We start from the raw sequence: 14,199 nt of genomic DNA, 5'->3' as shown, positions 1-14,199 counted from the left end.
CCCACTGTAGGAGCTGGCTTGCCAGCGCCCACATTTGGATTGCATTCCAACAGGGAGATGGGGGTCAGACGGCGGCGTTGTAGAACTGCTCGCTGCTTTTCTGCTCGACCAACGCCTGCTCAATCGCCGCCTGGTGCACTTCATCGGCATGCTCTTCGCGGGCTTCCGGCAGGATGCCCAGGCGCGAGAACAGTTGCATGTCCTTGTCCGCCTGCGGGTTGGCGGTGGTCAGCAATTTGTCACCGTAGAAAATCGAGTTGGCACCGGCAAAGAACGCCAGGGCCTGCATCTGCTCATTCATTGCCTCGCGGCCGGCGGACAGGCGCACGTGGGATTTCGGCATCAGGATGCGCGCCACGGCGAGCATGCGGATAAAGTCGAACGGGTCGATATCCTCGGCATTTTCCAGGGGCGTACCGGCCACCTTGACCAGCATGTTGATCGGCACCGACTCCGGATGCTCCGGCAGGTTGGCCAGTTGGATCAGCAGGTTGGCGCGATCGTCCAGGGATTCGCCCATGCCGAGGATGCCGCCCGAGCAGATCTTCATCCCCGAATCACGCACATACGCCAGGGTTTGCAGGCGCTCGCTGTAGGTGCGGGTGGTGATGATCGAGCCGTAGAACTCCGGCGAGGTGTCCAGGTTGTGGTTGTAGTAGTCGAGGCCGGCCTGGGCCAGGGCCTCGGTCTGGTCCTGGTCGAGACGGCCGAGGGTCATGCAGGTTTCCAGGCCCATGGCCTTCACCCCTTTGACCATCTGCAACACATAAGGCATGTCTTTGGCCGACGGGTGCTTCCAGGCCGCGCCCATGCAGAAACGGGTCGAACCGATGGCCTTGGCGCGTGCAGCCTCTTCGAGGACTTTCTGCACTTCCATCAGTTTTTCTTTTTCCAAGCCGGTGTTGTAGTGGCCCGACTGCGGACAATATTTGCAATCTTCCGGGCAGGCACCGGTTTTGATCGACAGCAACGTCGACACCTGCACCCGATTGGCATCGAAATGCGCGCGGTGCACGGTCTGCGCCTGGAACAACAAATCATTGAACGGCTGGACGAACAGGGCTTTGACTTCGGCCAAAGACCAGTCGTGACGCAGAGTGGCAGTGAGGCTGGCGCTCATGGGCGATTCCTTGTTTATGCTTGGGCAAGCGCTGTGGGCAGGGCAATACCCACAGGCACGACACGGATGCTCGGCATATTTAAGGAAGATTCATGCACTGTCAACCCAGTCACAAACACGAAGTTTACATCTGGTCAAAAAGCAACCAAACCTGTTTGATCTGTGATGAAGCCACCGACTCGCCTTCAACGGTGTGCAACGCCTGCGAACTCGATCTGCCGTGGCTGACGGACGGCTGTCGCGTGTGTGCCCTGCCGCTGCCGATGAGCGGGCTGATCTGCGGCGAATGCCAGCGCTCACCGCCGGCGTTCCATCAGGTGACCGCGCCTTGGACCTACAGCTTCCCGGTGGACAGCCTGATCAGCCGCTTCAAGCATCAGGGCAAATGGCCTCTGGGCCATCTGTTGGCCAATCTATTGGGGCAATGTCTGCAAGACGGCTTCGACAACGCCGAACTGACCCGCCCCGACCGCCTGCTTCCCGTACCGATGGCCGCCAAACGCCTGCGCCAGCGCGGCTATAACCAAGCCGCCATGCTCGCCCGCTGGCTAAGCCAAGACCTCGACCTGGCCTTGGATGAACACATGCTGTTGCGCCCTCAAGACACCATCGCCCAGCAACAATTGGCTGCCAAACAACGCCAGCGCAACTTACTCAAGGCGTTTGCCCTGGCCCCCGACGCACAGGTGCGCGGCCAGCACCTGGCGCTGGTGGACGATGTACTGACCACCGGCTCCACCGCCCACAGCCTGGCCCGCCTGCTGCTGCACGCCGGCGCGCGCCAGGTCGACGTGTACTGCCTGGCGCGCACGCCCAAGCCCGGCACATGACTTGACTCTGGCGCCGCCTGCCCGCAACGTCCGGTGCATTCCAAATCAGTGTGCAGCCGTTCGCCATGCCTTTACCGTCGCTGTTGAGCCAACATATTGTCCGTCGCCCGCAACGCATCGCCTTGCTGCAACACATCGCCGAACAGGGCTCCATCACCCGGGCGGCGAAAAGCGCGGGTTTGAGTTACAAGGCCGCGTGGGACGCCATTGATGAACTGAACAACCTGGCGCAAAAACCACTGGTCGAACGTAGCGTCGGCGGCAAGGGCGGCGGCGGTGCGCGACTCTCGGCAGAGGGCGAGCGGGTGTTGCGCCTGTATCAGCGCCTGCAAACCCTGCAAGCCCAAGTGCTGGAGGCCGCCGAAGACGCCAGCGACTTCAACCTGCTGGGCCGCCTGATGCTGCGCACCAGTGCGCGTAACCAATTGCATGGCCAGGTGATCGCCATGGATAGCCATGGTCGCAATGACCGGGTGCGCCTGGAACTGGCCGGCGGCTTGACCCTCGACGCACAGATCACCCACGACAGCACGCTGCGCCTGGAGCTGGAAATCGGCACTGAAGTGGTGGCATTGATCAAGGCCGGTTGGCTGGAGCTGATCGCTGCCGACCAGGCGCCGGTGCCTGGGTTTAACTGCATGGGCGGCCAGGTCGAGGCGGTTCTTGATGCAGAGGATGGTCCCAGTGAGGTGCGCATAGCCTTGCCCAATGGCCTGGTGCTGTGTGCGCTGGCGGCGCCCGAGCAGCTCAAGGCGCTGGGGGCGGGTGAAGGCACGCGGGTTCAGGTGCAGTTTGCGCCGAGCAATGTGCTGTTGGGTACGCCGGTTTAGGTGATCTTTAGGGCCTCATCGCGGGCAAGCCCGCTCCCACATTTGAGCGGTGTACACAGAAACATTGTGTGGGCTTGCCTGCGATAGCAATGGCACACGCGCCACCTATCCAAGGCCCGGTGCGATACCATACCCGGCCGGACGCGGCGACCTGCTGCGCGCAGGAGTTCGCATGGCCCACCCGTTTGAAACATTGACCCCCGACCTGGTTCTCGATGCTGTCGAAAGCATCGGTTTCCTCAGCGATGCTCGCGTATTGGCGCTCAACAGCTACGAAAATCGCGTCTATCAGGTCGGCATCGAAGACTCCGAGCCATTGATCGCCAAGTTCTATCGCCCCCAGCGCTGGACCAACGAGGCGATCCTCGAAGAACACCGCTTTACTTTCGAACTGGCCGAGTGCGAAGTCCCGGTCGTCGCCCCGATGATCCATAACGGTGAAAGCCTGTTCGAACACGCGGGCTTTCGTTTCACCCTGTTCCCCCGTCGTGGTGGCCGGGCGCCGGAGCCGGGCAATCTCGATCAGCTGTACCGCCTCGGGCAGTTGCTCGGGCGCTTGCATGCGGTCGGCGCCACCCGCCCTTTCGAGCACCGCGAAGCCCTGGGCGTGAAGAACTTCGGTCACGACTCCCTGAACACCCTGCTTGAAGGCAATTTCATCCCCAAGAGCCTGTTGCCTGCCTACGAATCCGTGGCCCGTGACCTGCTCAAGCGTGTGGAGGATGTGTACAGCGCCACGCCGCACAAGAACATCCGCATGCATGGCGACTGCCACCCCGGCAACATGATGTGCCGCGACGAGATGTTCCATATCGTCGACCTCGACGACTGTCGCATGGGCCCGGCGGTACAGGATTTGTGGATGATGCTTGCTGGTGATCGCCAGGAATGCCTGGGGCAGTTGTCGGAGCTGATGGATGGCTACCAGGAATTCCACGACTTCGATCCCCGCGAACTGGCGCTGATCGAACCGCTGCGCGCCCTGCGCCTGATGCACTACAGCGCGTGGCTGGCACGGCGCTGGGATGACCCGGCATTTCCGCACAGCTTCCCGTGGTTTGGCAGCGAGCGGTATTGGGGCGACCAGGTGCTGGCGCTGCGCGAGCAATTGTCGGCGCTCAACGAAGAGCCCCTGAAACTGTTCTGACACTGGCGTCGCTGTGGCGAGGGGCTTGTGCCCTCGCCACAAAAAAAGTCAGCACGCATTTCCTGACAAACATCCTTACAATTGCGGCATTGTTAGCTGCCTAAGCAAGGATTCTGCATGCAAGCCGCCAACCCGCGTCGCGGGTACATTCTGGGCCTGAGTGCCTACGTCATCTGGGGCCTGTTCCCGCTCTACTTCAAAGCCATCGCCAGCGTCCCGGCGGCCGAAATCATCGTCCACCGCGTACTGTGGTCGGCGCTGTTCGGCGGTTTGCTGTTGCTGGTGTGGAAACACCCCGGCTGGTGGCGCGAACTGCGGGACAACCCCAAGCGCCTGGCGATCCTGGCGTTGAGCGGCTCATTGATCGCGGGCAACTGGCTGACCTATGTGTGGTCAGTCAACAGCGGGCGCATGCTGGAGGCCAGCCTGGGTTACTACATCAACCCGCTGGTCAACGTACTACTGGGCATGCTGCTCCTCGGCGAACGCCTGCGGCGCTTGCAGTGGGTGGCCGTCGGGCTGGCCGCCGTGGGCGTTGCGCAACAGGTGTGGCAGGTCGGCAGCTTGCCGTGGGTGTCGCTGGTGCTGGCGCTGACCTTTGGTTTCTATGGTTTGATCCGCAAGCAAGCGCCAGTCAAGGCGCTACCCGGGTTGGTGGTGGAAACCTGGATGCTGGTGCCGATTGCCCTGGCGTGGCTGCTGCTCAACCCCACAGCCCATAGCGCCAACCTGGCATTCTGGAGTACTTCCGAGGCCTGGTGGCTGGTGGCCGCAGGCCCGGTGACATTGATTCCCCTGGTCTGCTTCAACGCTGCGGCACGGCATCTGCCCTACACCACCCTGGGCTTTTTGCAGTACCTGGCGCCGACCCTGGTGCTGCTGCAAGCGGTGCTGTTGTTCGACGAACACATGAGCCCCGCCAGCCTGGTGGCGTTCGTGTTTATCTGGGCCGGGCTGGCGGTGTATAGCGTTGATGCATGGCTGAGCCTGCGCAAACGCTGATCAAATAACGTACAAAACCCTGTAGGCCACGGCCGGCGTGGCTTACAGGGTTTCACCCCAAGGTTATCCACAACCTGATCCCCGGCGTTTGTGCACAAGCTGTTGAAATTGCTCGTTTTTTGTTCAATACACTACACGCCACGGCCGGCGTGGCCTGGCGCCGGGTCTCTACAGCTTATCCACAGGCCCATGCAAGATTTAGATGAACAACCCTGTGGACGGTTATTCCTCGCTGCGCAGTTGCAGTTCCACCATCAAATCATCGGCCAGGGTTTCCAGGGCGGCTTGCAGCGTGTCCAGTGCCAGGCTGGACGGCACCGCCAACGCGGCCTCGGCGTGAAACAACGGGTCACTGCTCATGGGCGCCGGACGCACGTCGGTGCTCAGGCGTTCCAGGTTGACCCCTTGCTTGCTCAACAGCGCGGTGATCTCGCGCACGATCCCCGGCCGGTCATTGCCCACCAGGGTCATCAGGATCGGTTTGCTCGCCGAGGCTTGCGCGCCGCTGCTCTCGCCCACCAGCACGCGGATGCCATGGGTGGACAGGTCCTCCAGGGCGCTGACCAACTCACTGCGGTTTTCCATCGGCACACTGACCCGCAGGATCCCGGCAAATTGCCCGGCCATATGGGCCATGCGACTTTCCAGCCAGTTGCCGCCGCGCTCGGCAATGCAGTGGGCAACACGTTCGACCACGCCGGGTTTGTCGGCGGCGATCACGGTGAGTACGAGATGGTCCATGGCAACAGCCCTCTTGTTGTGGATTAGCCAGTATAGGCAGATACGGGTATCGGTTGGCTCATGTGGCAGTTGGCTTGCCGGCGATGCGGGTGCTGCGGTGTAGAGGCCATCGCAGGCAAGCCAGCTCCTACATTGATCGCATGGCGGTGAGGAAAAACAAATCGTGTACCATTTTTATATTTATCTGGAACAATCCATTGGTTTTTTGAGAACATCCCATACCCCGCTGTGACCGTACAACCAAAGTGGGTCGCTAAACGACGTATTTAGTCTAATTTTCACAACCGCAACTCATCATGTAGTATGCCTCGGCGCGCACTACATAACGTTAGGTCGATGTCTGCCCAGGCGCCGTCGTAACCCCGAACACCCCGTCAGCAAGCCTTGCGCCGTTGATTGGAACCACCCAGCCGCCGTGATGGCATGTACTGGTGCCGGGTTTGTGGTTTAAATGGCCAGAGGCTTCATTGGTAAATTGAAAAGCTGAAAAGCGAATTAGCTCCGCAGAGTGAGGCAAGCAATGACTGAACACGTTCAAGTCGGTGGCCTGCAGGTCGCCAAAGTCCTGTTCGACTTCGTGAACAACGAAGCCATTCCCGGTACCGGCCTGACCGCCGACCAGTTCTGGGCCGGTGCCGACAAGGTCATCCACGACCTGGCACCGAAGAACAAAGCCCTACTCGCCAAACGCGACGATTTCCAAGCGCGAATCGATACCTGGCACCAGACCCATGCCGGCCAGGCCCACGACGCGGTGGCCTACAAAGCCTTCCTGCAAGATATCGGCTACCTGCTGCCAGAAGCGGCGGATTTCCAGGCGACCACCCAAAACGTCGATGACGAAATCGCCCGCATGGCCGGCCCGCAGCTGGTGGTGCCGGTGATGAATGCGCGGTTCGCCCTCAACGCCTCCAACGCGCGCTGGGGCTCGCTGTACGACGCACTGTATGGCACTGACGCCATCAGCGAAGCCAACGGCGCCGAGAAAGGCCAGGGCTACAACAAGGTGCGTGGCGACAAAGTCATCGCCTTCGCCCGTGCCTTCCTCGACGAAGCCGCACCACTGACCGCCGGCAGCCACGTTGACTCCACCGGCTACAAGATCGTCGACCGCAAGCTGGTGGTCAGCCTCAAGGGCGGCAGCAACAGCGGCCTGCGCAGCGACGCCCAGTTGATCGGCTACCAGGGCGACGCCGCCCAGCCCATCGCACTCTTGTTGAAGCACAACGGCCTGCATTTCGAAATCCAGGTTGACCCCAGCACCCCGGTCGGCCAGACCGACGCCGCCGGCGTCAAAGACATCCTGATGGAAGCCGCGCTGACCACCATCATGGACTGCGAAGACTCCGTTGCCGCCGTCGATGCCGATGACAAAGTGGTGATCTACCGCAACTGGCTCGGCCTGATGAAGGGCGACCTGGCCGAAGAAGTGGCCAAGGGCGGCAAGACCTTCACCCGCACCATGAACGCCGACCGCACCTACACCGGTGTCGATGGTAATGCCGTGACCTTGCATGGTCGTTCGCTGTTGTTCGTGCGCAACGTTGGCCACCTGATGACCATCGACGCGATCCTCGACGCCCAGGGCAATGAAGTGCCCGAAGGCATCCTCGATGGCTTGATCACCAGCCTCGCGGCGATCCACAGCCTCAATGGCAACAACAGCCGCAAGAACAGCCGCACCGGCTCCGTGTACATCGTTAAACCGAAGATGCACGGCCCGGAAGAAGCGGCGTTCACCAACGAGCTGTTCGGCCGCATCGAAGACGTACTGAACCTGACGCGCAACACCCTCAAGGTCGGGATCATGGACGAGGAGCGCCGTACCACGGTCAACCTCAAGGCCTGCATCAAGGCGGCCAGCGAGCGCGTGGTGTTTATCAACACCGGCTTCCTCGACCGTACCGGCGACGAAATCCACACCTCCATGGAAGCGGGCGCGATGGTGCGCAAAGCTGCCATGAAGGCCGAAAAATGGATCGGCGCCTACGAGAACTGGAACGTCGATATCGGCCTGAGCACCGGCCTGCAAGGCCGTGCGCAGATCGGTAAAGGCATGTGGGCCATGCCCGACCTGATGGCGGCCATGCTCGAGCAGAAAATCGCGCACCCGCTGGCCGGTGCCAACACCGCTTGGGTGCCGTCGCCGACCGCCGCGGCATTGCACGCGCTGCATTACCACAAGGTCGATGTATTCGCCCGCCAGGCCGAACTGGCCAAGCGCGAACGCGCGTCGGTGGACGACATCCTGACCATCCCCCTGGCGCAGAATACCGACTGGTCCGAGGAAGAAATCCGCAACGAACTGGACAACAACGCCCAGGGCATCCTCGGCTATGTGGTGCGCTGGATCGACCAGGGTGTGGGTTGCTCGAAAGTACCAGACATCAACGATGTGGGCCTGATGGAAGACCGCGCCACCCTGCGTATTTCCAGCCAGCACATTGCCAACTGGCTGCGCCATGCCGTGGTCAGCGAAGCCCAGGTCATGGAAAGCCTCAAGCGCATGGCGCCGGTGGTGGATCGGCAGAATGCCGGTGATGCGCTGTACCGCCCGCTGGCACCGGATTTCGACAGCAATATCGCGTTCCAGGCCGCGGTGGAGTTGGTGATTGAAGGGACCAAGCAGCCCAATGGTTATACCGAGCCGGTGTTGCATCGTCGGCGGCGGGAGTTCAAGGCCAAGAATGGTTTGTAACTGGTCATTGAAATGAAAAAGCCCCGGTCCTATGACCGGGGCTTTTTTATGTTGCAAGGCTTAACCTGAAACCACAATCAGGTAACTACCCGACAGCTCCAACTTACTGCCTTGCCCTGAGCCCGTTCCGTCAACCTTCAAGCCGATCAACTGACCGGTATGGTTATTACCGACGACTTTCACAACGATGGTGCCTGCAACTGGATGAGTGAATGTGCTTCCGGTTGCATCTAAATATTCAATTCCAAACTGAGTATGCGTCAGGGTATGAGTCCCGTTCTTCAGGTCCTGGCCGTAATTAATTGTCAGGTGGGTAGTAATATCTGTGTCCATTCTGACCTGGGAAGGGATACCAAAAAACTGATTCGGAGAAAAAACCTCCTGCTGACCATTGATAGAGGCGTGAATATTAGCGCTGTGTTGCGGGTTGTTTTTTTCAGTACTCATAATGAACTCCTGTTCGCGTCATTTAGAGGCGCTGATTCCAAACCAGCACCCTCCCAACGATTAAACAAGCGCCACTCAAACCGCCGATACTGTGAAATCTGACAGTACTGACCAACGGTAAAAACACCCCCTACTGCGCCATCCCCAGCTCGCGTTTGACCATCTTCGCCAACTTCACGCTATCAATCGGCTTGAGCAAAAAGTCCACCACGCTCAGGTGCATCGCGTCGATCACGTCCGGTGCCTCGGCATCCCCCGACATGATGATGATCGGCAACGCAGCCCGGGTGGACTCGCGTACTTTGCGGATCAGTTCCAGGCCGTTGCTGGGCGCCATGCGCAAATCGGTGATCAACAAACCAATGGATGTGCTGGCATTCAAGAGTTCCCAGGCCGCCTCGCCGCTGTCTGCCGTCATGCAGCGAATGCCATCCAGCCCAAGAATCTCCGCCAACAGTTCACGGGCATCTTTATCGTCATCAACGATCAGTACCCGCTGCGGCGGTAGATCAGGCTCCAGCATCACGGCGCTTAGCGCCTCGCGCTCGGCATCGCTCAAAATATCTTGGTCGGGCATATATTTCTCAGCAGTTGCACTCAATCTCCCAGCACAGAAGTCAGACATCACCGGAAGGGCGAACAATGTGCACTTCGTCGGATAGTTTTCCTAGTGGGCGTTCTACGGGGTCTGGACGATATTCATGTAAGGTTTTTCCCTAGTCATTGAAGGCCGGATAGCTACCTAGACTTACGTCCAATGGGCACCCGCCGCGTGGGGGTCGACCATGAGGGACGATAACGACAAAAAAACTGCGGTCATGGTTATGAGTAAAGCTGATGCTTTCACCCAGGCAGGGAAAACTGCGGTATTGCAGAACATTCACGGCACCCTGCAATTCCTGCAACGCTTCCCTCCGTTCAATCAGATGGAAAACGCCCACCTGGCGTTTCTGGTAGAGCAGTGCCAGTTGCGCTTCTACGGCCCCGGCGAGAGCATTCTCAAACCGTCGGCAGGCCCTGTGGAGCACTTCTACATCGTCAAACAGGGTCGGGTGATCGGCGAGCGCCCGGATTCGGCGCAAACCACCTTCGAAATCACCACCGGCGAATGCTTCCCCCTGGCCGCGCTACTGGGGGAACGGGCGACGCGAACTGAGCACAAGGCCGCCGAAGACACGTTCTGCCTGCAATTGAACAAGCCGGCGTTTATCAAGTTGTTTGCCCTGTCCGGGCCGTTTCGCGACTTTGCCTTGCGTGGGGTCAGCAGCCTGTTGGACCAGGTCAACCAGCAAGTCCAGCAAAAGGCCGTGGAAACCCTCGGCACCCAGTATTCGCTGAACACCCGCCTGGGCGAGCTGGCCATGCGTCACCCCGTGACCTGCAGCCCGCGGACGCCGCTGCGTGAGGCGGTCACACTGATGCATGAGCAGCAGGTCGGCAGCATTGTGGTGGTCGATGAACACAAGGCGCCCCTGGGGATTTTCACCCTGCGTGACCTGCGCCATGTCGTGGCCGAAGGCACCAGCGATTTCACCCAGGCCATCGAACAGCATATGACCCAGGCGCCCTTCTTCCTCAGCCCGGATCACAGCGCCTTCGACGCGGCGATTGCCATGACCGAACGGCATATCGCCCATGTGTGCCTGGTCAAGGACCGGCGCCTGTGTGGAGTGGTGTCCGAGCGCGATCTGTTTTCCCTGCAACGGGTTGACCTGGTCCACCTGGCACGCACCATCCGCAATGCACCACGGGTGGAAAACCTGGTGGCGATCCGTGGCGAGATCAGCCAATTGGTGGAGCGCATGCTGGCCCACGGCGCGTCCTCGACCCAGATCACCCATATCATCACCCTGCTCAACGATCACACGGTATGCCGGGTCATCGAGCTGAGCATCGCAGACAAGGGCGACCCCGGCGTGCCATTCAGTTGGCTGTGTTTTGGCAGCGAAGGCCGCCGTGAGCAGACGCTGCACACCGACCAGGACAACGGCATCCTGTTCGATGCCCGCGATGCCGCCCACGCCGCCGAGATTCGTGGCCTGTTGTTGCCCCTGGCGCAGCAGATCAATCAAAGCCTGGCACTGTGCGGTTTCACCCTGTGCAAGGGCAATATCATGGCCGGCAACCCCGAACTGTGCCTGTCCCGTGCCGAATGGGCCCGGCGCTTTGCCGCATTTATCCGCGAAGCGACGCCAGAGAACCTGCTCAAGTCCAGCATCTACTTCGACCTGCGGGTGGTGTGGGGCGATGAGCAAGGCTGCGAGCAACTGCGCCAGGGCATGCTTGAGCAAGTGGCGGACAATCGCCTGTTCCAACGGATGATGGCCGAGAACGCCTTGCGCCAGCGTCCGCCGGTGGGGCGCTTCCGTGACTTCGTGCTGACGCGCAAAGGCTCGGACAAGGCCACCCTCGACCTCAAGGTGCAGGGCCTCACGCCCTTCGTCGACGGTGCCCGCCTGCTGGCCCTGGCCAATGGCATCGCCACCAACAACACCCTGGAGCGCTTGCGTCAGTTGGTGGATAAAGAGGTGATCGAACGCCTGGACGGCGCGGCCTATGAAGAGGCCTACCACTTTATCCAGCAAACCCGCATGCAGCAGCACCAGTTGCAAACCCGCGAGAACCAGCCCTACTCCAACCGGGTCGACCCCGACAGCCTCAACCACCTGGACCGGCGCATCCTGCGTGAATCCCTGCGCCAGGCCCAACGCCTGCAAAGCAGCCTGGCCCTGAGGTATCAGCTGTGAGCCTGTTCAGTTGGCTGCGCCCTGCCCGGCCAGGCCTGAATGCCCAGCAACAGGCGCGCCTGCAACAACTGGCTGCCCCCAAGGCACTCGGCGAACACAGTCTGCGCGAGCAGCGCTGGGTGGTACTGGACCTGGAAACCAGCGGCCTGAACCTCAATCGCGACCAGGTGCTGTCGATTGGCGCGGTGGTGATCGAAGACGGCGCGGTCGACTTTTCCCAGCAGTTCGAACGTACCCTGCAACGGGCCGACAACAAAATCAGCCCCAGCGTGCTGATCCATGGCCTGGGCCCCAGTGCGATCGCCGCCGGTTGCGATCCAGCCGAAGCGTTACTGGACTTCATGGACTTTGTCGGCGACAGCCCGCTGCTGGCGTTCCACGCACCATTCGACCAGCACATGCTTGGCCGAGCGCTCAAGGACAGCCTGGGTTATCGCCTGACCCATCCGTTCCTCGACGTGGCAGACCTGGCGCCCATGCTGTGCCCCCAGGCGCATATCCGCGAAGCCGGCCTGGATGACTGGATTACCCATTTCAACCTGCAAGTGGGCGAACGCCATCACGCCAGCGCCGATGCTCTGGCCACCGCAGAATTGATGTTGATTCTATTCAGCCGTGCCCGCCAGCAAGGGCTGGACAGCCCTGCCGCGTTGCAACAACGCCTGAGCCAGTGGAAACGTCGCAAACAAGCCCCTTCCTTCTAACGGCTGCCGCTCAGTTAAGAGAGACAATCGGTAACCTGTGGCGAGGGAGCTTGCTCCCGTTGGGGCGCGAAGCGGCCCTGAAACGGGAGCAAGCCCCCTCAGCAACATCCGTCCCGCCCGACCAACGCCAATTGCACCCATCCGCCACCTCTGCCACAATCGCGAATAATTCTCGTTAGTTTAAACATCTCGATTGGTGATGCCTTGTCGTCAGCCCAAAGTCCCCACAGTGAGCTTGTTGGCACGTTGTACCGTGACCATCGCGGCTGGCTGCTGGCGTGGCTGCGGCGCAACGTGGCCTGCCCCAGTCGTGCCGAGGACCTGAGCCAGGACACCTTCATGCGCCTGCTGGGCCGTGAAGAACTGCGTGAACCCCGCGAACCCCGGGCGTTTCTGGTGGCTGTCGCAAAGGGCCTGTTGTTCGACTACTTTCGCCGCGCCGCGCTGGAACAGGCCTACCTCACCGAACTGATGCTGATCCCGGAAAGCGAACAGCCTTCCCCGGAAGAACAGCACCTGATCCTCGAAGACCTCAAAGCCATCGACCGCTTGCTCGGCAAGCTGTCCAGCAAGGCCCGCGCCGCGTTCCTCTATAACCGCCTGGACGGCCTGGGCCACGCCGAAATCGCCCAGCGCCTCGGCGTGTCGGTGCCCCGGGTACGGCAATATCTGGCCCAGGGGATTCGCCAGTGCTACATCGCCCTGTATGGCCAGCCGTTGTGAGCCAGGTCAGTTCCAGACCGGTCAGCGCACGGGTGCTGGATGCGGCGATTGCCTGGCAACTGTCCCTGGACTCCGGGGACAGCAGCCCCGTGGAGCATGAAGCATTCAACAAATGGCTGGCCAGCAGCGAAGAACACGCCCGCGCCTGGCGCCAACTGGGCATGCTCGACCAGCGCTTCAGCGTGGCCAGCGGCCCGGCACGGGCGGCGCTGCTGCAATCGCGCGAAGGCATTCGGCAACGGGTGCGCAAGCTCGGCAGCGGCCTGGCCAGTGTGGTGCTGGTCTGCGGCCTGGCGGTGTTCGCCGGCCAGCGCTACGTGCCGATCAACTACTGGCTGGCCGACCAACGCACCGCCACCGGTGAACAGCGCACGCTAAAACTGGCAGATGGCACCCTGATCAACCTCAACACCCACAGCGCCATTGACGTGCGTTTTGACGAAAAGCGCCGAGTAATCGTGCTGCAGGAAGGTGAGATCTTCGTCGAAACCGGGCACAACGATGGGCGCCCCTTTGTTGTCGAAACCCGCGACGGCAGCCTGCGCGCCCTGGGTACGCGGTTTATCGTCAAGCGCGAGGACGACGGCACGCGGCTCAGCGTGTTGCAGTCGGCGGTTGCGGCGCAGCCCGAGGCGTTGCACCAGGAGCAGGTGTTCAAGGAAGGCCAGCAAGTGCTGATGCGCCGTAACAGCCTCGGCCCGTCGCTGGCCGTAACCCCCGGCACCGACGCCTGGACCCGCGGCATGCTGGTGGTGGACAACGCGCGGCTGGGGGATGTGGTCGAGGAACTGGCGCGCTACCGCACCGGCTACCTGGGTGTGGATAAAAACGTCGCCGACCTGCGCATCACCGGCAGCTTCCCGCTGCACGACACCACGCTGGCGCTTAACGCGCTGCTGCCGACCCTGCCGGTGCAGATCGAGCAACATACGCCGTGGTGGATTAACGTGGCCGCCAGGCCCGTGCCAGACGGTTCCGTTAGCAATAATTGAATAAAGGCAATGTCGAAAACAAAGCCCTCTGCGCCCCCGCTGCCGAGGCGCTGGCCGCTGAATGCCGACTGCGCTGCGGGGTGGCCGGTGCGCTCAACCTCAATCGCTTCGCCGACTGCAAAAACTACGAAGAGCGCGTGAGCATTCACAGATTTATTTTCACTTGGCCCTATCACTTTTTGATTCTCGTCCGGCACCTAGGCAATTGAGAAATATTT

The 14,199-nt window shown here is 61.0% G+C and carries 14 protein-coding genes; 10 read left to right on the top strand and 4 right to left on the bottom strand.

Annotated features, from left to right (window positions below):
* Nucleotides 1-64: 64 nt before the first annotated feature.
* A complete protein-coding gene (gene bioB, locus HBR94_RS16340) occupies nt 65-1,120 on the bottom strand; it encodes a biotin synthase BioB (RefSeq protein ID WP_057440290.1) in 1,056 nt (351 codons plus the stop codon).
* A gap of 92 nt (nt 1,121-1,212) precedes the next feature.
* Here bioB and HBR94_RS16335 point away from each other — a divergent pair, with 92 nt between their 5' ends.
* The 4 genes from HBR94_RS16335 to rarD all read left to right on the top strand — a co-directional run bounded on the left by HBR94_RS16335 (nt 1,213) and on the right by rarD (nt 4,929).
* Nucleotides 1,213-1,950 carry a ComF family protein gene (locus HBR94_RS16335; protein WP_170045197.1) on the top strand — a complete coding sequence of 246 codons (738 nt, stop codon included), beginning with the start codon at nt 1,213-1,215 and terminating at the stop codon, nt 1,948-1,950.
* Between the two features lie 65 nt (nt 1,951-2,015).
* Nucleotides 2,016-2,780 carry a TOBE domain-containing protein gene (locus HBR94_RS16330; RefSeq protein WP_128593319.1) on the top strand — a complete coding sequence of 255 codons (765 nt, stop codon included), beginning with the start codon at nt 2,016-2,018 and terminating at the stop codon, nt 2,778-2,780.
* Nucleotides 2,781-2,952: 172 nt separating this feature from the next.
* Nucleotides 2,953-3,927, top strand: a complete 975-nt coding sequence (locus HBR94_RS16325; RefSeq protein ID WP_032858595.1) for a serine/threonine protein kinase — start codon at nt 2,953-2,955, stop codon at nt 3,925-3,927.
* A 117-nt stretch (nt 3,928-4,044) separates the two neighbouring features.
* Nucleotides 4,045-4,929 carry an EamA family transporter RarD gene (rarD, locus tag HBR94_RS16320; protein ID WP_057960816.1) on the top strand — a complete coding sequence of 295 codons (885 nt, stop codon included), beginning with the start codon at nt 4,045-4,047 and terminating at the stop codon, nt 4,927-4,929.
* 222 nt (nt 4,930-5,151) lie between these two features.
* Here rarD and HBR94_RS16315 read toward each other — a convergent pair whose 3' ends face one another.
* Nucleotides 5,152-5,670 (bottom strand): ACT domain-containing protein, encoded by a 519-nt coding sequence (locus tag HBR94_RS16315; RefSeq protein ID WP_057440288.1) that lies wholly within the window; start codon nt 5,668-5,670, stop codon nt 5,152-5,154.
* A 520-nt stretch (nt 5,671-6,190) separates the two neighbouring features.
* Between HBR94_RS16315 and HBR94_RS16310 the strand changes: the two genes are divergently transcribed.
* Nucleotides 6,191-8,368, top strand: a complete 2,178-nt coding sequence (locus HBR94_RS16310) for a malate synthase G (protein WP_170045196.1) — start codon at nt 6,191-6,193, stop codon at nt 8,366-8,368.
* 60 nt (nt 8,369-8,428) lie between these two features.
* Here the strand turns inward: HBR94_RS16310 and HBR94_RS16305 are convergent, their stop codons facing one another.
* Together HBR94_RS16305 and HBR94_RS16300 are read right to left on the bottom strand one after the other, a co-directional pair.
* Complete coding sequence (locus HBR94_RS16305) at nt 8,429-8,815, bottom strand: hypothetical protein (protein WP_057960818.1); 387 nt, start codon at nt 8,813-8,815, stop codon at nt 8,429-8,431.
* Between the two features lie 130 nt (nt 8,816-8,945).
* On the bottom strand, nt 8,946-9,392 hold the full coding sequence (locus tag HBR94_RS16300) for a response regulator (RefSeq protein ID WP_057440286.1): 447 nt from the start codon (nt 9,390-9,392) through the stop codon (nt 8,946-8,948).
* Nucleotides 9,393-9,639: 247 nt separating this feature from the next.
* Here HBR94_RS16300 and HBR94_RS16295 point away from each other — a divergent pair, with 247 nt between their 5' ends.
* The 5 genes from HBR94_RS16295 to HBR94_RS16275 all read left to right on the top strand — a co-directional run bounded on the left by HBR94_RS16295 (nt 9,640) and on the right by HBR94_RS16275 (nt 14,190).
* Entirely contained in the window at nt 9,640-11,562 is a 1,923-nt protein-coding gene (locus HBR94_RS16295; RefSeq protein ID WP_057440285.1) for a putative nucleotidyltransferase substrate binding domain-containing protein, read from the top strand.
* A complete protein-coding gene (locus HBR94_RS16290; RefSeq protein ID WP_170045195.1) occupies nt 11,559-12,266 on the top strand; it encodes a 3'-5' exonuclease in 708 nt (235 codons plus the stop codon). The genes HBR94_RS16295 and HBR94_RS16290 overlap by 4 nt, the downstream gene beginning before the upstream one ends.
* A gap of 204 nt (nt 12,267-12,470) precedes the next feature.
* Nucleotides 12,471-12,989, top strand: a complete 519-nt coding sequence (locus HBR94_RS16285) for an RNA polymerase sigma factor (protein WP_057440283.1) — start codon at nt 12,471-12,473, stop codon at nt 12,987-12,989.
* Nucleotides 12,986-13,981 carry a FecR family protein gene (locus tag HBR94_RS16280; protein ID WP_170045194.1) on the top strand — a complete coding sequence of 332 codons (996 nt, stop codon included), beginning with the start codon at nt 12,986-12,988 and terminating at the stop codon, nt 13,979-13,981. The genes HBR94_RS16285 and HBR94_RS16280 overlap by 4 nt, the downstream gene beginning before the upstream one ends.
* A complete protein-coding gene (locus HBR94_RS16275) occupies nt 13,978-14,190 on the top strand; it encodes a hypothetical protein (RefSeq protein WP_115129155.1) in 213 nt (70 codons plus the stop codon). The genes HBR94_RS16280 and HBR94_RS16275 overlap by 4 nt, the downstream gene beginning before the upstream one ends.
* The last annotated feature ends 9 nt before the right edge of the window (nt 14,191-14,199 follow it).

The organism is Pseudomonas sp. WS 5412, from assembly GCF_012985615.1.
In the GTDB taxonomy this organism is placed as follows: Bacteria; Pseudomonadota; Gammaproteobacteria; order Pseudomonadales; family Pseudomonadaceae; genus Aquipseudomonas; species Aquipseudomonas shahriarae.
This window is presented reverse-complemented; position numbering and strand designations above follow the sequence as displayed.